This window comes from Enterobacter cloacae complex sp. ESBL7, from assembly GCF_041679625.1.
Classification (GTDB): Bacteria; Pseudomonadota; Gammaproteobacteria; order Enterobacterales; family Enterobacteriaceae; genus Enterobacter; species Enterobacter asburiae_B.
In genome coordinates this window covers 488,022-510,380 of record NZ_JBGORN010000002.1, presented here as the reverse complement: position 1 = coordinate 510,380, position 22,359 = coordinate 488,022, and the positions used below count along the sequence as shown (strand labels likewise).

Below are 22,359 nucleotides of genomic sequence, written 5' to 3'. Positions count from 1 at the left end.
TCAGGCTTTTGGTTTGTAGTTGCGCAATGCGTTGCGGCCAAGCACAAAACCTGAACCGATAATGCCACCCAGCAGCACGGCAAGAATCAGAACAAGCGCTTTTTTCGGGCTATCTCGTCGAACTGGCTGATCTGGTTTCATGACGTAACGGTAAACGTGGATTGTATCTGGGTTTACATTGAGATTCTGGATGTCCAGCAGATTTCGTTTGGTCTGATAATAGGCTCTTGGGAAGACCAACGGGAGAGAAGCCTCGTTGTCAATCATTGATTTCAGCCCCTCACTTCCCAGCAGGAACATCGTTTCCTGAGTCACCTCTTGAGTTTGCTGAAGCTGAGGCGAAGTAATTTTCGCTGCGTCAGCGTTCTTTAGTGCCTCAGCAATCTGTTTAATACGCAGATCTTTTTGTTCCTGAGCGACCTTTTCCTGGTTTTGCAGAGAATCATTCAGAGTCTTAATTTGCTCTTTGATATTGTCCTTAAGGTCAACAGCGAGTTCTTTCGCCGTTTGCTCATCAACCTGCTGAATATACTGTGCCAGCTGTTTCTGAGCAGCTTCTGCTGATGTACTGGTATAGGAAACACTCAGCGGGAGCGGCTGCCCAGTTACAGTCGGCGCTATAGTCAGTTTTTCAGGCTCCTTCTGGTTTTCAAGCGCCTGCGACAACGCCGAGAATGAGGCGTTAAAACGGCCAATAGCGCGCGTTTGGTTGTCAAGCATTGTTGGTGCCGCAGTACCATAAAGGATATTCAATGCATTAGAGTAGCTGGCAATCTGGGCCGCATCTGGTTGCGTAATAATCGCACTTGATGTCCATTTTTCCTTTGCAACAGAGAGATATCCAATTGCAAGGGCGATACAAACGACAACAAAGGTTGTTATCACCCATTTTCCACGCCACAGCTGGAACACTAAATCAAGTAAATCAATTTGCTCAGGGTCATTGCTTCGACTGACCTGGCTATTGTTGTTTTGCGTCATACAATCCCTAACTGATAAAAAAAGGGCAAACATAATTAAGTTCGTATAGTTTATCTATTATTGGCGATTTTTCTATAAGAATCCGATGAGTAATATCGGAAAGATGGGTTATGTAACTTACACCCTTCGCGCTATCATAGACGCCATGTGATGCGTTACGGCATCTATAGAATAGGGTTTATGAGGGAAGCTATGAAATTTTTAGTCACGGGCGCTGCAGGTTTTATCGGTGCGAATGTCAGTAAACGCCTCCTTGAGGCGGGTCATCAGGTTGTTGGTATCGATAACCTCAATGAATACTACGATGTCAACCTGAAGCTGGCGCGCCTGGAACTGTTAAAATCTGAGCGTTTCACCTTCCACAAGCTGGAATTAGCTGACCGGGAAGGTATGGCCACGCTTTTCGCCAGTGAGAAGTTTGATCGTGTGATTCATCTGGCCGCGCAGGCGGGTGTACGCTACTCTCTTGAAAACCCTCACGCGTATGCAGATGCCAACCTTATCGGCCATCTCAACGTGCTGGAAGGCTGCCGCCATAATAACGTGCAGCATCTGCTTTATGCCTCGTCCAGCTCCGTATACGGCCTCAACCGCAAGATGCCCTTCTCCACTGACGATTCCGTGGATCACCCGGTCTCACTCTATGCCGCGACCAAAAAAGCCAATGAGCTGATGTCGCACACCTATTCGCACCTGTACAACTTGCCGACCACCGGCCTGCGCTTCTTCACCGTGTACGGTCCGTGGGGACGTCCGGACATGGCGCTATTTAAGTTTACTAAGGCGATCATTGAGGGCAAAAGCATCGATGTCTATAACTACGGTAAAATGAAGCGCGACTTCACGTACATTGATGACATCGCTGAAGCAATTATTCGTCTGCAGGATGTTATTCCTCAGTCAGACACAAACTGGACCGTTGAGACCGGCTCCCCGGCAACCAGTTCAGCGCCTTACCGGGTCTACAACATCGGTAACAGCTCGCCAGTCGAACTGATGGATTACATTACCGCCCTGGAAGACGCGCTGGGTAAAAAAGCAGAGAAAAACATGCTGCCTCTCCAGCCAGGCGATGTTCTGGAAACCAGTGCCGATACCCGGGCGCTTTATGAGGTGATCGGATTTAAACCGCAAACCTCGGTTAAAGATGGGGTGAAGAACTTCGTCGGCTGGTACCGCGATTTCTACAAGGTTTGAAAATAAAAAACCCGGCAATTCAGCCGGGTTTTTTACAGGATAAAACAGAGAATCAGTCGCTACCAAACAGATCGCGGGTATAAACCTTATCCGCCACGTCAGCCAGCTCTTCCGCCATGCGGTTTGAAATGATGACATCGGCTTCTTTCTTAAAGGCATCCAGATCGCGGATCACCCGGGAATTGAAGAACTGATCGTCCGGCATGGCAGGCTCATAGATAACAACCTCAACCCCTTTCGCCTTAATGCGCTTCATGATCCCCTGAATGGAAGAGGCGCGGAAATTATCGGAGCCACTCTTCATGATCAGACGGTATACGCCGACCACTTTCGGTTGACGCGCAAGGATGGAGTCGGAGATGAAATCTTTACGTGTACGGTTAGCGTCAACAATCGCCGAAATGAGGTTGTTCGGCACAGCCTGATAATTTGCCAGCAATTGTTTAGTATCTTTTGGCAGGCAATAGCCACCGTAGCCAAATGACGGGTTGTTGTAGTGGTTGCCAATACGCGGGTCGAGACACACACCTTCAATAATCTGGCGGGTATTCAGGCCAAGACTCTCTGCGTAGCTGTCGAGCTCATTGAAATAAGCCACTCGCATTGCCAAGTAGGTATTCGCGAAGAGCTTAATCGCCTCAGCTTCGGTGGAGTCGGTGAACAGCACCTGAATATCTTTCTTCACTGCGCCTTCCTGCAGCAGCGCAGCAAAGCGTTCAGCGCGCTCTGAACGTTCGCCAATGACGATACGCGAAGGATGCAGGTTATCGTAAAGCGCTCTCCCCTCACGCAGGAATTCAGGCGAGAAGAAGATATTATCAATACCGAACTTTTCTTTAATAGATTTGGTAAACCCAACAGGAATGGTCGATTTAATAACCATCACCGCGTCAGGGTTAATCGCGATAACGTCCTTGATCACCGCCTCTACAGTTGAGGTGTTGAAGTAATTGGTTTTAGGATCGTAGTCAGTAGGCGTCGCAATGATGACGTAATCCGCATCGCGGTATGCATCTTCTTTATCTGTCGTGGCGCGGAAATTCAGCGATTTATTGCTGAGATAGTCCTGGATTTCTTTATCCACAATCGGCGATTTTTTCTGATTGAGCATATCCACTTTGGCCTGCACGATATCCAGCGCAACCACTTCATGATTCTGGGCAATCAGAATGCCGTTAGAAAGACCGACATACCCTGTTCCGGAGATTGTTATTTTCATTCGCTAATGACTTCTGTGAGTTAACTGTACTGATGGCCGCCAGACCATCGCGATAAACATAACTGTGGGGCTTTGTACCTCCTGGCAAACTGAACTGTCAAGGCAAACCAGGAGTAATCACTACGAGCGGGGCGAGATTCAGACTACTTCGAATAACAGGCGACACTTTTTGCATAAAAAAACCCGGAGACATGCTCCGGGTTTTGATTACAGCGAATAAGTTAACTTATTCCATCCATTCGGTATGGAACACGCCTTCTTTATCGGTACGTTTGTAAGTATGCGCACCGAAGTAGTCACGCTGTGCCTGAATCAGGTTAGCTGGCAGCACAGCAGCACGGTAGCTGTCGTAGTAGGCTACTGCAGCAGAGAAGGTCGGAACCGGGATACCGTTCTGGACAGCGTAGGCAACCACGTCACGCAGCGACTGCTGATATTCATCCGCAATTTTCTTGAAGTACGGTGCCAGCAGCAGGTTGGCGATACCGGCGTTTTCAGCATAGGCATCGGTTATTTTCTGCAGGAACTGCGCACGAATGATGCAACCCGCGCGGAAGATCTTCGCGATCTCACCGTAGTTCAGATCCCAGTTGTTCTCGTCTGACGCCGCACGCAGCTGAGAGAAGCCCTGCGCGTAAGAAACGATTTTACCCAGGTACAGTGCACGACGCACTTTTTCAACGAATTCGGCTTTGTCACCTGCTGGTTTAGCCTGTGGGCCAGACAGCACTTTAGACGCCGCAACACGCTGCTCTTTCAGGGAAGAGATGTAACGCGCGAAGACGGATTCGGTGATCAGAGACAGCGGTTCGCCCAGATCCAGAGAGCTCTGGCTGGTCCATTTACCGGTACCTTTGTTCGCAGCTTCATCCAGAATCACATCAACCAGGTATTTACCCTCTTCATCTTTCTTCGTGAAGATATCTTTGGTGATGTCGATCAGGTAGCTGTTCAGCTCGCCTTTGTTCCACTCGGTAAAGGTTTCAGCCAGCTCTTCGTTAGAAAGGTTCAGACCGCCTTTCAGCAGGGAATAAGCTTCAGCAATCAGCTGCATGTCGCCGTATTCGATGCCGTTGTGCACCATTTTCACATAGTGACCTGCACCGTCTGCACCGATATAGGTTACGCAAGGCTCACCATCTTCAGCCACGGCTGCGATTTTGGTCAGGATAGGCGCAACCAGTTCGTACGCATCTTTCTGGCCGCCAGGCATGATAGATGGGCCTTTGAGGGCGCCCTCTTCACCACCGGAAACCCCGGTACCGATGAAGTTGAAGCCTTCAGCAGACAGTTCACGGTTACGACGAATGGTGTCCTGGAAGAAGGTGTTACCGCCATCAATGATGATGTCACCTTTTTCGAGGTAAGGCTTCAGGGAATCGATAGCTGCATCGGTACCTGCGCCCGCTTTCACCATTAACAGGATACGACGAGGCGTTTCCAGGGACTCAACGAACTCTTTCACCGTATAGAAAGGAACCAGTTTCTTGCCTGGGTTCTCGGCAATCACTTCTTCGGTCTTATCACGGGAGCGGTTGAAAACGGAGACGGTATAACCACGGCTTTCGATGTTGAGCGCCAGGTTGCGCCCCATCACTGCCATACCGACGACGCCGATCTGTTGCTTGGACATTACATACTCCTGTCAGGTGTGTTTTATACATATTTTCCAAATTATTGGAATATTAAGCAATGTTTTTTATGAAACATATTTATAATATTATTAATGCTTGAAGGTTAGTCACGATTCAACTTGTATATTTTGGATAAAAAGTTTACGGGTAAAACCCTGGCTGCAGAACGCAAAAAAAACCACAAAAAACTCATGGGGAATGATTGGATATTGAGTTTATACTTCAAGAGAGCTAACTGGAACTCACTCTTAATATATTTAATACCTCTTCTGCGCGCAAGCATATTATTGCCGACTCGTGCAAACACTAATGTTTCATTCAAATTTTCAAAATAATAGCCAGAAGAGATCACTCGGAGCCATAAGTTATAATCCTCCATAAAATAATGGTCTCTATACCCACCTACGGCCTCTATAATATGGCGTCGATACACTACTGTCATATGATTAAATGGATTTTTCCTTTTCGCTAAACTTTTAATTTCCGCGCATGTTAAAGGAACTGATCTCTTACCAGTAATGTTTGACAAAGTTTCTGAAAACTCAGCTATCTGGCACCCTAATAGACAGATTGATTTGTTTCTTTGGAAATAGGATATTTGTATTTCGAAACGACTTTCTTCACAAATATCATCAGTGTCCATTCTAGCTACAACGTCATAACTACACTGCTTAAGACCTAGATTTAAAGCTGAACCTAGACCGACATTTTTCTCCAATCTAACAATAACGATATTTAGTTCTTTTTGCCATTGATAAACAACATCAGATAAAACTTTATTTATCGGACCATCAAAGACGCAAATTATTTCAGTCGGCTTTAGTGTCTGTCGATGAATACTATACAAACACTCATGAAGATTTTCTGGAATTTCCTTATCATACAACGACATTAAAAGGCTAAATTCAATATTTTCCATACATCAAACCAATTTTGATTTCACAATGAGCCATCTATAGGCGAAATAGTAGGATGAAAAAAACAGGAAGACTAAGTTAACCCAAATTTTCTCATTAATTAATAGCGCACCTGCAACAACCATTAATAAGATGTAATATTTATAGCGACCATCTTTTTTATTTGAAAAGATAAAGGTTTGAAAGAAGTGTAGCTGAAAACGTTTTTCTGAACATCTCTCTAGTAAATTTATAACCGGAAATAAAAAAACACAATAAAAGAAAGCCATTCCTCCGCCTAGTAAAATAGTTACACTGCAATATCTAATCACAACGAGGAGAAAATGAAGTGAAAGATTCCATCTATTTCTAATTGAGTTATACACAGCATACAAAGGAATTATGCACCATACAAGAAAAATAAAATAATATTGCTCCAAGTAAATAAAGAAGCAGGTAATAATCACCGCCAATATAAAACGAACTAAATATATCAACCCCCTCTTTTCATGATAATAACTTAACTGACTGGGGCTTAGTCTTAGGGTTGGATGGGTTTCTTTTTTTATCGTTTCAGCATCATTATATATATACCCCACCTCATATAGCGTATATATCAACAGAATCCCTAACATAATGCTAAATAATGCATAAAAATAGTCGGGAACACCTCTGAAAAATAATACAAACATGAATTGAGGTAGTAAATAAATTATAATCCAAGAAAAAAGCTTAGAAAAACCATTCAATCTACTTACAATTGTATAGTAGAAAGGAACATAAAAAAATATCATTGGACTGTCTCATTATTTAACAGGTTTTCTTTATGAGAACTTATCGAGTTAATAACACTCTCCGCCTCAAACTTAATAATTTCGTTGCTAATGAATTCATTAAAATTCTTGTCCGTATAAAAACCAAAACCTAATCTTGCTTTTCTTAAAAGAGAAATATCCTGAATATTATCACTAACAAAGACTAATTGATCGAAATCAATTCCACAATATTCTTCATTCTCTTTTGTAAAGCATGTTTCTTTTGTATAAAGCAAATCCTGTTTCAGTGTGCCAGTGCAAACATTAGAGTTAAAATCAAGACAACTGGAAATGTACTGAACCCCGAATTTAATCGCAACTGCTTCAACAATCACATCAAGGGATGCGGAGACAATATAAACCGGTACTTTACTAGCTTTGCAATTTTCGATAAGTTCAACAACCTGATCGTCATAAACAAAAATATGTTGCACTAGAAAATTCGCATTTTCCTGCAATATATTTTTTTTTATTCCTCTTAAAAAGAGGAGAGCAATTTTTCTATTCACATCAAATTTAATCAGCGATGATACCTTAAATATAAATTTAAAAGGCAACCACCGACTCATTCTTCGATATATCCTATATAACGAGTTGTCTTTTAAAAGATGATCTAAAAAAATAAAAGTAGTATTACCTTTAACTAAGGTATCGCATAAATCTAATGCAACTGATAAATTAGTCATTTCTAACCTATAATGTATATGAATTACTTTTTAGCATTGAGTATGAGATTTAAAAACATAATTAGTAACAGAACAATAATAGTTACAACCCAGTCTGAGTGATAAAGATATGCATTGAAAGAAGTTAAAAAATATGCACACTTGATTGTAAAAAAAGAATAGAAAGCACACTGTATGGGTGACTTTTTAAAACTTGTTAGTGCTTTAATTAAAATCGCATTTTCAAGTCCAACAAGTATTGGTGACAGCAAAACACCCAGTACACCAAAATTAGACCAAGCTTCTGATATGTATAAACCATTAACATTCCAACCACCAAGTGCTATCATCTCAGGGAAGTAACGAGCCATCAGTTGTTCGGATGCTGGTGGTGCTACGTTTAAATTAAAAATTTTTGTCAGAATATTAGCTAAAGATGATAGGCCGATATCGCCTGAATAACTATAGTAATCATAGGATAGATAGACTGAGATTACTTGCGCTATGAATATTCTGTCAAAGATGAGTGAAAGTATTTGCTGTATGTCGTTACTTACAAAAAGCAAGTATATAATAAATAACATTAAAACAGAAAACAACACCAATTTTACTGATATTTTCTTTATCTGTCCTCGAGAATATCCATAACAGATTAGAGCACCAAAAACAAAGAAAAGAAATGGACCTTTTTCACCTGTCGATAATATATATATAGTGGCAGCAAAAAATGTTAATAGCGAATGTATATAATATTTTCGCCTTATACAAGTAAGAGCCAAATAAGAATAAGGGACTATATAAGCCAATAAAGTTCCAACAGAAATAATATAAGTGTTAGCCACTAACCCTAAATCTTTAGTAACCATTATTCTTCGGAGAGCAATTTCTTCTGCAGTCCTGTTAGTAAATGCCATAACAAGAGGGCTTGGATAGATGTTTATCTGATAATATACAAAAATAAATAGGAATATGCATGCCAATACAAAGACAACTTTGGATTGCGATTTATTAATTTCACAAATTTTTATCAAATTACTACGATATATTCTTTCAGCATTGAAAACTTTCAGACAAGCTAAAAAAGTTAGAAAAACTGCAATACCACCATATAAAACAAAATATGAGCCAACTATAATAGCGTCTTGATTACTTGCAATAGGACGTACGAAATAACTTTCATTAGCTAATCCTAATATAATTACGCATGCACCCAAAAAAGCAAATATTATGTATATATAAAACCAGAAAGATATAAAATCCAGTGAAAAGAGACCAGAAACTCTAATTATATATTTGTAAGTTAATAATAGAAAAAAAACTGCCAAAAGTAGATATATTATTGCATCCATAACTCACCATTTAAATAGCAATTTAAAAATTCCAGCGTATAAATATTTACTATCTATTCGATGCATGATCTTCGGGATAATTTTTAGGGCTAATAATTTATGCTTGCTGGATAATGAGTAAAAACCCTCTAAATATATCAAATCTTTTAACTTTTCATAAAAAGGAGCTTTTTTAAACTCTCCTAATATTTTTAGTTTATTTTCGTGCATCCATTTTAATTTACTGTGACTATTGCCTGAGTGGATTCTATAAAAAGAAAATAAATTAGGAAGCACAGCAATCTTATAGTTTCTTTCAGCCGCTTTGTAATAAATATACAGATCCTCAATGGCAATATCAGTTCTGTAACCCCCAATATCCTTTAAAGCTTGAGTGCGATATATTGACGTTGGAGAGTAAATAATGTTTGTCTTATCGAAAATATTGCCCTTATCGATAACCATGAAATTTTTTATAATGTTTTTTTGCTTTTTTATATCACACAAATTATTATTATCATCAACTTTTAGCTGGGTTCCTGAACACGCATAAAATTCATGGTGTTCTTCTAGAAACCGCACTTGCACGAACAACCGATTGATAGCCATATAATCATCTGCTGCAATGAAACAGATGTACTCCCCTAAAGCCATATCCAAGCACATATTTAAAGTTGTTGGCAGGCCTAAATTAGTATTATTCTCAATAAATTTGAAGTCTTGTGTAACGTTTAATTGCCGAATTATATCAGATGTACCATCAATTGAGCCATTATCGATAACAGTCAAATCATAAGAAACATTCCATTGACATTTAATTGAATTTAGACACAACTCAACAAACTTAGCGTGATTGTACGATACAACAAAAATAGAAACGTGTTTTTTTTTCATCATTTAACTCTATAAACTACGAATATAGAAAACAATAAATATAAGCCGTAATTAACACAATATGCCATAGGAGCACCATATACTCCATAATGAATAACGAAAAAATAAGAGATAATTACAAAGCTTGCAGCAAAAAGAATCTCTGACAAAACAAATACTTTTGTCATCCCTTTAGAAATCATTGTATACGCATATAGCCAGCTAATTATTTTAAGAATATCACCTAATAATTGATATTTAAACAGGTCTCTTGCTGCATAAAACTCCTTGGTAAACAATATTGAAATGATAAAATCTTTCAATATATAAACACCAGTTGAGCATACCATTACAACCGGTAGAATGACTTTTAAAGTAGAGTTTATTTCAGTAACTATTAATTTATTATCTTTAATCGCTGAAAGGCGAGGCAAGTAATATGTACTTAATGCTATAGTTATTACTGCAAGATAAGTTTCTGATATTCTCCAAACAGCTTGCCAATACCCAGCCGGTGTCCATCCGACATTTTGAACAATAATATTTCGTATCAAAATCAGTGAGCAAGGGACCACAATTGCACTCGTTACCGCCATCAGAATGTAACCACGAATATCTTTCATTCTCCTGGAGTCAAATTGCCCCCATAGATAGTTTATTTTAAACCATGGTTTTCTGAGAGAGTACAAAATCATAACCATACCAACAACTGCATTTTGAACTGCAACCGCCAGCAAAGCACCATTAATATGCCCTAAAATAATCAAAAGAAGCATGATGGCAAGGGATAAGATTGCGGATACCATTCCCAAAAGTACATATTTTTTATATTGTTGCTGACCGTTGATAACCGAGGCAATAAAAGTTCCTGCGGCTGTAAAAGGCAGCAAAAAAGCAGTAATAACCAGGACCCATCCAAAATTAGGTGTACTTAATATCCATGAAGAAAGGTAAGAAGATGTTAATATTGTTAGAGGAATAATTGTGGCTAAAATTAGAGCAACCCATCGGATACTTGCCTGCCACCATTTAGCACATTCATCATATCCATTTTTATGATTTTCGGAAGTAAATCGAACAATCCCCGGTCCCACCGGGGAATTAACTAAACCATTTAATGTTGCGACTACACTTTGAATCTGCCCTAGCATAACTATACCCATTGGGCCGGTATAGATAGCGACAATTTTTGCGACTATAAATCCAGAAAACATTTTTATAAGAGTTAGCAATCCCGTAAAGAAAGTAACTGTAAGTAATCGCTTCATGCAGTAAAACCATTTATAGCTTGAATTACATAACTAATTTCCTCATCAGTCATTGTAGGATCCATTGGCAACGATAATACCTGTCTGTGAATTTTTTCCGTAATAGGCAATGCTAAATGTTCCCATTCTGTATAAGCTTTCTGCTTGTGAGGGGGTTTTGGGTAATGAATAAGCGTTTGAATCCCCTTCTCCTCAAGGTAAGTTTTTAAATTCTCGCGATGTTCCGTTTTGATAACGAAAAGATGCCAAACATGTTCTTCATTATTATTTACAACTGGGAGTGATATTTTATCATTCTTAATTTCAGAACGGTATCTATGTGCAATATTTCTGCGTAATTCAATATCGTGCTCTAAAAATTCCAATTTCACATTTAGAAATGCTGCTTGCATTTCATCAAGACGGCTATTCACACCTTTAAAAATATGTTCATACTTAGCGATAGAACCATAGTTTGCTAGTGCTCTTATGGTTTCAGCAAGCTCGTCATGGTTAGTTGTTATAGCTCCAGCATCCCCTAACGCTCCTAAATTTTTTCCTGGATAAAAACTAAACGCGGCAGCATCACCCCATGAACCAGATTTTAACCCATTTTTAGTTGCACCATGAGCTTGGGCACTATCTTCAAGAATTAATAGATTATGTTCACAGGCGAGATCTTTTATTTTTTCCATATCACATATATACCCATATAAATGCACTGGTATGATAGCTTTTGTTTTAACAGTTATATTTTTTTTAATCTGTGAAATGGAGATATTATATGTATCTTCATCTGGTTCAATCAATACAGATTTTAAACCAACTTCAGAAATGGCAAGAATAGTTGCAATAAAAGTATTCCCTGGAACGAGAATTTCATCACCTTCTTTTAACATCCCCAGAATTTTCCATGCCTTAAGAGTCAAGACCAACGCATCGAGTCCGTTAGCTACACCGATGCAATGCTTCACTCCACAATACATGGCGAAATTATTTTCGAATTTTTTTACTTCAGTTCCTTGAATATACCAACCCGAATTAATCACTCGTTCAGAAGCTTGAATTAGATCTTTTGCGTAATGCTTATTGATTCGGCTTAAATTAAGAAAATCGACTTTCATTATTTTTCTCCAATGTTTTTTTCAATACTAATCTTTTTAGTTAATTCACAACCAATATTTATTTTAAAATCAATCAACCCTTGATTAATCGAAGAATTCTCAGTGGAAATTCCGATGTCTAAAGTTTTGAAAGCCTCTTCAACACAGAATAAATATAACTGCTCAGCCAATTTTACGATTGGAGAAAGTTTTCTAAACTCGGGATTTTCGCCCCAGTAAAAAACATACATATGATCTTCATTTATTTTTAAACAAATAGATGATGCAAAAATTAAATTATCCTTTTTTAAATTAAAAAAATAAACGTCATTTGGCATAGCCTTGTAAAGAGAATATAACGCCTCCCAACTCATAGTCATTGGATAGCCTTGCGATTCTCTATTAGCTTTTATAACTTCATAAGCACAGCGAATCTCATCATGCTCTGTAACTCGAGTAAACGTTGTTTCTTCCCTTGTAATTCTATTCAATTCACGTCTTTTACTACTGCTTAATTTCCTCCTAAAATAATCTTCGTTTATTATATTTAGATGGTAATTAAGATCTATGTTATTGACACTCCATCCTTTATTAAACATAGCATTTAACAAATAATTATTATTATCCGAATTATATAACTCAGGAGGCAATTTATATGTCAATTTCTTTAAGGTATAATTGACGGCAAGATATGTTTCAATATACCCTAAAAATAGATCTATTTTTTTTAACGCTACTCGTTCATTTATCAAATAAAAATCTGAAAAAGCGCCGGTAATCGGTGCAAAAAATTCAAAATCTTCAGCCGAATTTTTCTTTGAGAAAACTATTTGCGATAATATTTTATTTTCTTTTGAATCGCACAACGAAAACACAATACTATGTTTGTTTTGAACTTTTTTTTGATGCTCTAAAAAAACATGTTTTGAGAATATTGTTGTTGATAAACTTTTTTCTTCTGTCGAAACTACACAGTCTAGGGCTTTAAGGCTATCCACTATTCCTTCTAGGCATTTCATTACAACCACCTTTCCATTTTGATTAACTGCTCATCCACAGATGAAAACACAAATCCTTCTTTTTTATATAGATTAATAGCTCGCTGATTATTAGAATTTACTTGCAAATACAATTTTTTCAACCCCAGCAATCGTGCTTCTGAAATTATTTTTTGCATAATTTCTCTGCCTAACCCTTGCCCCCAATAATTTTTCTCGCCTATGTATCCCCAATATTCTCCTTTTTCATGATTAATGTTTTTAATACCAACAGCTCCTATCTTTTTATTCTGATAAGTGATGCCGCGTATAAAGTAATCACGCCTTTCTCCTAAAGATTTAAAAAATATTAACTGTTCATCTTTTGTAAATTCAGGAGTCATAGTCAGTACGGATATCTCAGGGTCCTTCAACCACAGCCAACTTAACGCAAGAAATGACTCGTCATATTCAACGAACTCTAACATTTGCCATACCTTTGAATTCTTCGTAACTGGTTATATAATCAGAAGGATCATAAATTTCACTAGCTAAAACCATCAAAACACAATCATTAGAAAAATTATGCATTTCCCTCCAGCTTAACTTGTCAATATAGAGCCCTCTGGAAGGCGAGTCTAAGGTCAAAACTTCAATCCCTTGCCCTTCGTCAATATGGAAATCGCATTTCCCTTTAATAGCTATTACAATTTGTTTTAAATTTTTATGAGCATGGAATCCGCGCGATACACCAGAAGACGTGTTGAAAATGTAATACACTCGTTTAATATTAAAAGGAATATTTTTACACTGTTCAAGTGAGATCAACGATCCACGGTCATCACCGTAAACATCAAAATCAATAATTTCCATAAATTTATCCCGGGATATTATTCATTAGAGAACTAACATAAAAGCTTGCGGAGATATTGTCCGTAATGATTTTTGATTAATTTAGAACTTCGTGTATGTAATTCATCGCTTGAGAGCCACCCGTTACGCCAGGCTATTTCCTCGGGACATGCAACCATCATCCCCTGACGTTTTTGTACAGTTTCAACAAAACTACCAGCTTCAATCAAACTATCGTGAGTACCAGTATCAAGCCATGCGAAGCCTCGGCCTAACAACTCGACATTTAAATTATTATTATTAAGATAAACTTCGTTGACTGCTGTTATTTCTAATTCACCTCTGGATGACGGTTTTATATTTTTCGCGATATTGATTACATCGTTATCATAGAAATAAAGGCCAGTCACTGCCCAGTTTGATTTCGGTTTTTCTGGTTTTTCTTCAATACTCAATACCTTAAAATTGGCATCAAACTCCACCACTCCAAATCGCTCAGGATCCATTACCTGGTAGCCGAAGACCGTTGCTCCACTGACTCTGTTACTCGCCATTTGCAGTTTTGGTGTAAAGCCCTGACCAAAGAATATATTGTCGCCTAAAACAAGACAAACAGAATCATTTCCAATGAATTCTTCACCAATTATAAATGCTTGCGCCAGACCATCTGGACTTGGTTGAATTGCATAACTCAGATTAATTCCAAACTGTCTTCCATCACCTAACAATCTGACAAACCCATCCTGATCCTCTGGTGTCGTAATTATCAATATATCTTGTATACCCGCCAGCATTAAAACCGATAACGGATAATAAATCATAGGCTTATCATATATAGGGAGCAATTGTTTAGAAACCCCCATAGTAATTGGGTAGAGTCTTGTTCCAGAGCCTCCAGCAAGAATAATGCCTTTCATTAATTATTCTCTCCATATTGTTTTGAAAGCCATGAAGCATACGCTCCACTTTTTACATTATTTACCCACGACTCATTAGATAAATACCACATAACTGTTTTACGAATACCACTCTCGAAAGTTTCTTGGGGACGCCAACCTAGCGCATTGCCAATTTTAGTTGCATCAATTGCATAACGACGATCGTGCCCAGGCCTATCCTTAACATAAGTGATTTGATCGCGATAAGAACCTTCTTTAGGCACAATTTCATCCAACAGGTCGCAAATAGTATGCACCACGTCGAGGTTCTGCTTCTCATTATGACCGCCGATATTGTACGTTTCCCCCGGTTTCCCTTGAGTGACAACGGTGTACAGCGCACGCGCATGATCTTCTACATACAACCAGTCACGAATCTGGTCACCCTTCCCATAAATAGGCAGTGCTTTACCGTCCAGCGCGTTCAGGATAACCAGTGGGATCAGTTTTTCCGGGAAATGGTACGGGCCGTAGTTATTTGAACAGTTGGTCACAATGGTCGGGAAACCGTAAGTACGCAGCCAGGCACGAACCAAATGGTCGCTGGAGGCTTTCGACGCCGAATACGGGCTGCTGGGTGCATACGCGGTGGTTTCTGTGAAGAGTGGCAGCTTAGTTGATGCCGGTTGCTCATCAGGATGGGGTAAATCACCATACACTTCGTCGGTAGAGATATGATGGAAACGAAACGCTTTCTTCGCCTGTTCATCAAGCGTTGACCAATACGCACGAGCGGCTTCCAGCAGCACATACGTGCCGACGATATTTGTCTCGATAAACGTTGCCGGGCCGGTAATAGAACGATCGACGTGACTTTCAGCGGCCAGGTGCATCACCGCATCAGGCTTATGCTTTGCGAAGATGCGATCCATAGCGTCTTTATCACAAATGTCTGCGTGTTCAAAGGCATAGCGATCGCTTTCGCTGACTTCACTAAGCGACTCAAGATTACCGGCATAGGTCAGCTTATCCACATTGACGACATCGTCCTGGGTATTTTTAATAATATGTCGTACAACTGCTGAGCCGATAAAGCCGGCCCCCCCCGTCACAAGAATTTTCACGTTATCTGTTCCGTCTAGTGTATATGTCTGGATACTGGCGTTCTGAAACCTGAGCTTTTATAAACGGTTTCAGAAATTGAGCACGCTACCGCCCCTGGCTTAACAGCTACCAGTGCACTGAGCGATGTTTGATTAAATGTTTTTTCTTGTCTGATTACAGACAAGAAACTGCCGTTAATTGTCGTCCTAAACGACCTCAGAAACAAGCACAAATCGCTACAATGCGGTCCAGGAGCAGTCTGGATAACTCCATGTAAATATTGAATTTATAACAAAAAAAGGCAGTCATCATTTTGGTTGGATATTAACACACCAAAATAATGACTGCCGTTTGCGCAAGCCGGAGACAGAAATATTAGTCGTTAGCCAGCAACTTCTCAATGCGGCTTCTGAACTTCGCCCCTTCCTTCAGGTTACGCAGCCCATAGTTCACGAACGCCTGCATATACCCCATTTTCTTACCGCAGTCGTAGCTGTCGCCGGTCATTAACATCGCGTCAACAGACTGCTTCTTCGCCAGTTCGGCAATCGCGTCGGTCAGCTGAATTCGATCCCAGGCGCCTGGCTCGGTTTTTTCCAGTTCTGCCCAGATATCCGCGTTAAGAACATAACGCCCCACCGCCATCAGGTCTGAGTCCAGCGTCTGTGGCTGATCCGGCTTTTCGATGAACTCAACGATGCGGCTCACCTGCCCTTCCGTTTCGAGCGGTTCTTTAGTCTGGATAACGGAGTACTCGGAGAGATCGCCCTTCATGCGTTTCGCCAGCACCTGGCTACGACCGGTTTCATTGAAACGCGCCACCATTGCCGCCAGGTTGTAACGCAGCGGGTCGGCAGAAGCAGTATCAATGATGATATCCGGCAGCACGACGATGAATGGGTTCTCACCCACAACCGGACGAGCACACAGGATAGAATGGCCCAGGCCCAGCGGCTGCGCCTGACGGACGTTCATGATGGTCACGCCCGGCGGACAAATAGACTGCACTTCCGCCAGCAGCTGGCGTTTGACGCGCTGCTCAAGCAGCGCTTCAAGCTCGTAAGAGGTGTCGAAGTGGTTTTCTACAGCATTCTTGGACGAGTGCGTAACCAGGACGATTTCTTTGATCCCTGCAGCAACAATCTCGTCAACAATGTACTGAATCATTGGCTTGTCGACGATCGGCAGCATCTCTTTAGGAATGGCTTTTGTGGCTGGCAGCATATGCATGCCCAGGCCTGCTACCGGAATGACTGCTTTCAAATTGATCATTATCTCTTCCACCTTAATATGGTTGACGAAGTATAAACTGTGTCAGGAAAAATGCCTGAAGAAGAAAGTCTACTCCGTCGAATGCAAATCACGTTTGGCTCAGAACTCTGATTACTTAAGCTCATTACGCTATAAGTGTGACCCAGAATCGTCGGAAACCCTACCAATAAAGAAGAGGAAAAACATGTTTCCGACAAATCCCAGATCGTCAGTTGTTACTCAGAAACAAACGTGATGTCATCTTTCTTCTCATGCACGAACTCGTACTTCAACGTACGGTCCAGTCCTTGAGATAGGGTATAAGGTGCTTTAAAACCAGAGGTGTGCACTTTAGTGGCATCAAACTGAGTGGTGGCACAGAATTTTTTTACACGTACGGAACTAATCGCATACTTCTTGCCGGTAACTTTGCTAAGGATATCAAAGCAAAAACCGCCTAGCATTCCTAAAGGATAAGGGAGGTGAACTGAAGGGATTTTTTTGCTGAGGCTCTTTTCAACCTCAGCAACTAATTGATTCATATTCAGATCGGGTTTGTCGACATAGTTATAGACGTCGTAGCCAGGGTTGGCATTGCTCAATCTGAATTTGATAAACTCAACAATATTACCCACATAAGCCATAGACTTAAAGTTGGTTCCGGCGCCCACCATTGCGAATTTTCCACCCGCGATTTGCTTCAGAAGATTGTAGACATTGCCACGATTGCGTTCACCAAAAATGACCGTTGGACGAATAATGGTCAGAGATCGTTCTTCAGGCGCTTTGTTGAACCATTCTCTCAGAACCTCTTCCGCCTGCCACTTACTTTTACCGTAGTGGTTGAAAGGATCGTGCGGGTGAGATTCGTCAGGATTGACTTTATTGAGACCATAAACAGCAACTGAACTGGTAAAAATAATATTCTTAACATTATTTTTTTCCATAGCTGCCAGTACATTGCGTGTACCCTGAACGTTTACATCATAGTAGAGCGACGTTGGGCTGACATCATCGCGATGCTCAGCGGCGAGTAATACCACTGTGTCGAAACCTGCAAGAGCGACATCGAGTTGCTCCTGATTGCGCACATCTCCGGAAACAGTAATGTCAGGGTAGAAATGACTTTGCTGCTTGTCGAAGTTGGTTACATTAAACTCAGCCTTAGAAATCTCGATCAAACGAGTCCCAACGAAACCGGACGCGCCAATAAACAAAACTTTATCGTTCATAAACCACTCAGTGCGTTATGTGTGTTTGGCAAACCTCCGGTAATCTCTGTATTCCCTGAGGTATCGCTAATGATAAGACAGAACTGACGAAAAGATGGCACGGATTATAAACCCTAAAATCGCTGAGTTCAGTAACAAATTTTAGGGATTACCGCGCACTCAATGAGATGTGACCCCACGACTTACTTTCTGGCGGAAGGAAGCGCAAAGTTAAGCCTTTCCGCATTCACCACCTGCTGGTCGACCCGGTCAATATCCACCGAACTCTGCCCCTTCTCATTCACAGCTTTTATGTTCGCCAGCGACAGCAACGTCTCGTCTTTCGCCATGAACTTGCCCCGCACATCCTTGCGCAGGTCGAAGTTAATCTTCAGGGCGGGCCCCACAGCGGCTTCCTGCATCACATTGATGTTGCGTAAGAAAAGATGCTGCGGCTTGTTGTGCAGTTCAAGCGTCGCCCGCTGCATCTCCACGTTGGTTATCGCCACAAACGAGGTGGCGTTACCGGATGAAATCTGTATTCCGCGCAATTTATACGCAAGCTGACGATTATCGAGATGAATATTGTTGAGCTTGAAGTTCTGCGGGATGGACAAATAATCGCCTTTTATCACCCCATAGCCGATTAACATTCCGGCACTATTCACCATATCGACATTATCAATAATGAAATTATCGCAGCCATAAATGGCCACCGTGGCGTTGTCTATTCCCGCTTTTTTACTGAAGTCGGGAGTTATATTTTTGGCCTTAATATTGCGGATAACAAAATGTTTACCGTTTTCAACGTGCACCAGCTGGCGACAGTTGCTGCCGGTGATGTTTGCCACCACGAAGTTCTTGACGGTTTGCTTCTCCGGATAGTCGTTATCGTAGGTGCTGCCGGCGAGGCCAATGCCGATGCCCCAGTTGATCTTGCCGTTGGTGCAGTTGATGTTGTCGATGACATGATCGGAGATCAGGATATTGCGATCGTTGATGGCAACGTTCCACTCGATCGCATCCCCCTGCAGATGGCTAAACTTACTGTTGGTGATGCGGGCACCGTCCACCTGGTTGTGGAAACCCTGGCGCAGGATGGCGTAGTTGGCCTGGCTTACGCTGATGTTATCAATCAGCAGGTTGCGCATCACGCTCGGTTTCTTGCCGCCGATGTAGATCTGCGTCACCGGGCCAAAACCGCTCATGGCCAGCCCTTTGATAACGCAGTCAGAGCCGCGAACGTCGAGCGTAATGTTCTCCGTGCGGCCAGCACCTTCGCCTATCACTTTGCTGCCTTCCTGCAAAACAAAGCGGCCGCGCCCGTTGCCGGTTAACGCCCCGCGGATCAGCAGGGTTTTACCGTCGGGAATGAAAATACCGGTATTGATGTTTTCGCAGGTAAGCCCGGCCGGGACCACGACGGTGTCGCCGTCATTAAACGCCTGCTTAAAAGCGGCGATCCAGTCGTTGTTATTGTACTGATTAACAGAGACCGTTCTGCCGCTTGCCGCCCGCGCGATGCGTGACGACAGCAGCGGCGTGGCCGCCAGAACGGAGAGAGAAGAGACAAAGGTGCGTCGGGTAATCTTTTTCAGCATACATCCTCGGCGTTACAACGTTTGCAGCAGGCTCGCTAACTGGCGGTTAATCACCTGCTGGTTAAAATCGGTTTCCACTTTTTGTCGGGCGTTCTGGAGCACGGGCTCCAGCGCCTGCTGGTCAATATCGCTGAAGGCTGCTAATCGGTCCGCAAGGGCCATCGCGTTATTCTCCGGCACCAGCCAGCCGGAATGGTCAGACTTAATCAGCTCCGGGATCCCGCTGTGCAGGGTTGATACCACCGGAATACCTACGGCCATCGCCTCCATCAGCGCCACCGGAATGCCTTCCATATCGCCATCGGCGCCCGTTACGGAAGGCAGCAGAAAGACATCCGCCTCGTCGAGCATGGCCTTGACCTCGTGGCTCGGCTTGAAGCCCGGCATCTCTACGACATCTTCCAGCTGATACTGTTCGATAAGCGTGCGCAGACGTCGCTCCCACGGCCCAATGCCGAGAATGCGATAGTGGAAATCCACCCCGCGCGCTTTCAGCTGGCGGCAGGCTTCAATGGCCACATGGAGGCCTTTCTTCTCGGTCAGGCGAGCAACGGAGATGATCTGCAGCGGTTTTCCCGGCACCTTGACAGGACGGCGAGTGAAGCGCGTTAAATCCACGCCCATACGCGAAACGGCAATTTTCTCTCCCGGGCAGCCCATGTTTTTCAGGCGTCCGGCCCACAGGTCGCTGATAGGCAGCATCATGTCGCCGCGCCTGAACAGCTGCTGATACTCCGGCGTGTAGTGGTTCAGCACTTCGCGGCTGGAGATGTCGATACCGTGGAAGATGGTCGCAATTTTGCCGTCAATCACGCCCAATTCGCGCAGCTTCGCGGCGGTGACGCCCGCCGGGCCAAAGTGGGCGATAAACACGTCGGCACGATACGGCTGCGCGGTTTGCCCGCAGATGGCCGACAGGATCAGATTGCGGGATTCGGAACCATAGCGGGAGACATTCAGCGCCCGCCACGTCGACGCGCGGTGGATCCCGCGCAAGGTCTGGCTGGCCCGGTGGCGCAGCTTGCTCAGCCTCCCGGACGGCTCATCCTGCAGCCAGCGGGTTTTCGCCTCCAGCCCATACTGGGTATACGCCGCATGGGTATTTTTGGTATCGCCCTTTTGCAGGGCGATAATCTCCACGTCATATCCCATATCGATAAACGCGGTGATTTGGTTCAGGACAAACGTTTCAGACGACAGCGGAAATTTCAGTAAGAAGAAACCAACCTTCATTTCCCCTCCCGCACGCGGTCAAGTACCGATTTCACCATCCCAATGCCCTTCTCGCGCTCGGCTTTCACCGCCACCGCCAGGCGTTCATTGATCGCAGGCAGCTGGCCGAGCGTGTCGCCCACCATCGCACCGAGCGAACCATCAAGCAGATGACGGATATCCACGGCCATTTCCGGCATACCGAGCTGCTGCATGATGCCTGCTGATTTGTGTTCGTAGTTGATGGCAATGGCCGGCGTGCCAAAGTTCATGGAGATAATGGCGGAGTGCAGGCGCGTGCCGACGGTCAGGTCGCAGGCGGAGAGCAGCTTGCCCATCTCCAGATCGTTCAGTTCGTCCATCACCACGTGATAGCGGGACGGATCGTTCACCAGATTGCGCAGGTTCAGCGCCACCATACGGTCGTCTTTGTTGTAGCTGTCGATGCCGGTGCAGGTTGAGAGCGCCAGCACCTGGTACCCGCTGTCCAGCACGCGGTTCACCACGTCGGCGAAGGCTTTCTCATACGCCGCCTGGGTCGTACCTAAACGCTTATCGAAGGGCGCCAGCTCGCGCAGGGTAATCGCGACGGTTTTCTGTTTCGCCGCCACGTCGAGCCAGTGCTGCACCGCGTAGCTCGGCTGGAAGCTGTCGTCCTGGTGATCCACCAGCCACGCGGTGTCCACGCCGTGCTCAACTTTTGAGGTGTCAATTTCGCTGCGCTTCATCATGTCGAGACTGACCGACTCGCGCAGGATCAGCGCGTCGCAGTGGCCGAACACGTAGTTTGCGAGCTGGTTAAACTGCGGATCCTGGAATGGCCCGACGCTGTGGCCAATCATAAACAGCGGCTTTTTCGCCATAAAGGTGCAGAGCGCATGCTCAAACTGCGGCACGCCGTAGAGATCGACGAAGAACGATCCGCCGACCTGGATAATGGCGTCGTAGCCGGACAGCAGACGGACAAAATCGGTAAAGCCCTGCGCGATAGCGATGTTGCGCAGCTTGCCGGTATCGGTCACGCGGGAAAGCAGCACCTGGTGCTGGTAGCGACGACGCAGCACTTTCTTCACCCGCCCCATCACGCCCGCGGCGTTGTTATGCTGTTTCATCTGGCTGTAGAGCGGGTCGCCCATCACCGGGCGGTTCAGTAACCAGGATGAGCTGACCGGATAACGGCTCATCACGTCCACTTCGGTCTCAGGCTTAAGGGTGTTAATTGCATCCAGTAAACCGCGCAGGATGGCGCTGTCGCCACGGTTGCCGCAGGTATGGTTGCCAAGAATTAATAATTTCATAATGGCCTCTTAAATAA

At 43.2% G+C, this 22,359-nt stretch carries 20 protein-coding genes; 1 reads left to right on the top strand and 19 read right to left on the bottom strand.

Annotation, left to right across the window (positions count from 1 at the left end; all coding sequences use genetic code 11):
- On the bottom strand, positions 1 to 981 hold the full coding sequence (gene wzzB, locus ACERY3_RS12430) for an LPS O-antigen chain length determinant protein WzzB (protein ID WP_373225767.1): 981 nt from the start codon (positions 979 to 981) through the stop codon (positions 1 to 3).
- A gap of 192 nt (positions 982 to 1,173) precedes the next feature.
- Between wzzB and ACERY3_RS12425 the strand changes: the two genes are divergently transcribed.
- Positions 1,174 to 2,178, top strand: coding sequence for an NAD-dependent epimerase (locus tag ACERY3_RS12425; protein ID WP_373225766.1), 1,005 nt, complete (start codon positions 1,174 to 1,176; stop codon positions 2,176 to 2,178).
- Between the two features lie 52 nt (positions 2,179 to 2,230).
- Here the strand turns inward: ACERY3_RS12425 and ugd are convergent, their stop codons facing one another.
- The 18 genes from ugd to wcaK all read right to left on the bottom strand — a co-directional run bounded on the left by ugd (position 2,231) and on the right by wcaK (position 22,342).
- Positions 2,231 to 3,397 (bottom strand): UDP-glucose 6-dehydrogenase, encoded by a 1,167-nt coding sequence (gene ugd, locus ACERY3_RS12420; RefSeq protein WP_033145958.1) that lies wholly within the window; start codon positions 3,395 to 3,397, stop codon positions 2,231 to 2,233.
- A 226-nt stretch (positions 3,398 to 3,623) separates the two neighbouring features.
- A complete protein-coding gene (gene gndA, locus ACERY3_RS12415) occupies positions 3,624 to 5,030 on the bottom strand; it encodes an NADP-dependent phosphogluconate dehydrogenase (protein ID WP_373225765.1) in 1,407 nt (468 codons plus the stop codon).
- A gap of 104 nt (positions 5,031 to 5,134) precedes the next feature.
- Positions 5,135 to 5,950 (bottom strand): glycosyltransferase, encoded by an 816-nt coding sequence (locus ACERY3_RS12410; protein ID WP_373225764.1) that lies wholly within the window; start codon positions 5,948 to 5,950, stop codon positions 5,135 to 5,137.
- Between the two features lie 767 nt (positions 5,951 to 6,717).
- The gene (locus ACERY3_RS12405) at positions 6,718 to 7,428 is read right to left on the bottom strand and encodes an HAD family hydrolase (protein WP_373225763.1); all 711 of its coding nucleotides are present in this window, start codon (positions 7,426 to 7,428) and stop codon (positions 6,718 to 6,720) included.
- A 23-nt stretch (positions 7,429 to 7,451) separates the two neighbouring features.
- Entirely contained in the window at positions 7,452 to 8,756 is a 1,305-nt protein-coding gene (locus ACERY3_RS12400) for an oligosaccharide repeat unit polymerase (protein ID WP_214576594.1), read from the bottom strand.
- Between the two features lie 3 nt (positions 8,757 to 8,759).
- Entirely contained in the window at positions 8,760 to 9,632 is an 873-nt protein-coding gene (locus tag ACERY3_RS12395) for a glycosyltransferase (RefSeq protein WP_244997306.1), read from the bottom strand.
- Positions 9,629 to 10,876 carry an O-antigen translocase gene (locus ACERY3_RS12390; RefSeq protein WP_373225762.1) on the bottom strand — a complete coding sequence of 416 codons (1,248 nt, stop codon included), beginning with the start codon at positions 10,874 to 10,876 and terminating at the stop codon, positions 9,629 to 9,631. Before ACERY3_RS12390 ends, ACERY3_RS12395 begins: the two co-directional genes overlap by 4 nt.
- A complete protein-coding gene (locus tag ACERY3_RS12385; RefSeq protein ID WP_373225761.1) occupies positions 10,873 to 11,979 on the bottom strand; it encodes a DegT/DnrJ/EryC1/StrS family aminotransferase in 1,107 nt (368 codons plus the stop codon). The genes ACERY3_RS12390 and ACERY3_RS12385 overlap by 4 nt, the downstream gene beginning before the upstream one ends.
- Positions 11,979 to 12,977: a GNAT family N-acetyltransferase gene (locus tag ACERY3_RS12380; protein WP_214576600.1), complete on the bottom strand. Its 999-nt coding sequence runs from the start codon at positions 12,975 to 12,977 to the stop codon at positions 11,979 to 11,981. Before ACERY3_RS12380 ends, ACERY3_RS12385 begins: the two co-directional genes overlap by 1 nt.
- Positions 12,977 to 13,423, bottom strand: a complete 447-nt coding sequence (locus tag ACERY3_RS12375; RefSeq protein ID WP_373225760.1) for a GNAT family N-acetyltransferase — start codon at positions 13,421 to 13,423, stop codon at positions 12,977 to 12,979. The genes ACERY3_RS12380 and ACERY3_RS12375 overlap by 1 nt, the downstream gene beginning before the upstream one ends.
- Positions 13,407 to 13,808 (bottom strand): FdtA/QdtA family cupin domain-containing protein, encoded by a 402-nt coding sequence (locus tag ACERY3_RS12370; protein WP_214576603.1) that lies wholly within the window; start codon positions 13,806 to 13,808, stop codon positions 13,407 to 13,409. Before ACERY3_RS12370 ends, ACERY3_RS12375 begins: the two co-directional genes overlap by 17 nt.
- Before the next feature lie 32 nt (positions 13,809 to 13,840).
- On the bottom strand, positions 13,841 to 14,704 hold the full coding sequence (rfbA, locus tag ACERY3_RS12365; RefSeq protein ID WP_373225759.1) for a glucose-1-phosphate thymidylyltransferase RfbA: 864 nt from the start codon (positions 14,702 to 14,704) through the stop codon (positions 13,841 to 13,843).
- On the bottom strand, positions 14,704 to 15,789 hold the full coding sequence (rfbB, locus tag ACERY3_RS12360) for a dTDP-glucose 4,6-dehydratase (protein ID WP_373225758.1): 1,086 nt from the start codon (positions 15,787 to 15,789) through the stop codon (positions 14,704 to 14,706). Before rfbB ends, rfbA begins: the two co-directional genes overlap by 1 nt.
- A gap of 355 nt (positions 15,790 to 16,144) precedes the next feature.
- Complete coding sequence (gene galF, locus ACERY3_RS12355; RefSeq protein ID WP_373225757.1) at positions 16,145 to 17,041, bottom strand: GalU regulator GalF; 897 nt, start codon at positions 17,039 to 17,041, stop codon at positions 16,145 to 16,147.
- 215 nt (positions 17,042 to 17,256) lie between these two features.
- The gene (locus ACERY3_RS12350) at positions 17,257 to 18,252 is read right to left on the bottom strand and encodes an NAD-dependent epimerase/dehydratase family protein (protein ID WP_373225756.1); all 996 of its coding nucleotides are present in this window, start codon (positions 18,250 to 18,252) and stop codon (positions 17,257 to 17,259) included.
- A 182-nt stretch (positions 18,253 to 18,434) separates the two neighbouring features.
- Positions 18,435 to 19,832, bottom strand: coding sequence for a colanic acid biosynthesis protein WcaM (gene wcaM, locus ACERY3_RS12345; protein ID WP_373225755.1), 1,398 nt, complete (start codon positions 19,830 to 19,832; stop codon positions 18,435 to 18,437).
- Positions 19,833 to 19,844: 12 nt separating this feature from the next.
- Positions 19,845 to 21,065, bottom strand: a complete 1,221-nt coding sequence (wcaL, locus tag ACERY3_RS12340; protein WP_033145971.1) for a colanic acid biosynthesis glycosyltransferase WcaL — start codon at positions 21,063 to 21,065, stop codon at positions 19,845 to 19,847.
- Complete coding sequence (wcaK, locus tag ACERY3_RS12335; protein WP_032658813.1) at positions 21,062 to 22,342, bottom strand: colanic acid biosynthesis pyruvyl transferase WcaK; 1,281 nt, start codon at positions 22,340 to 22,342, stop codon at positions 21,062 to 21,064. Before wcaK ends, wcaL begins: the two co-directional genes overlap by 4 nt.
- Positions 22,343 to 22,359 lie beyond the last annotated feature (17 nt).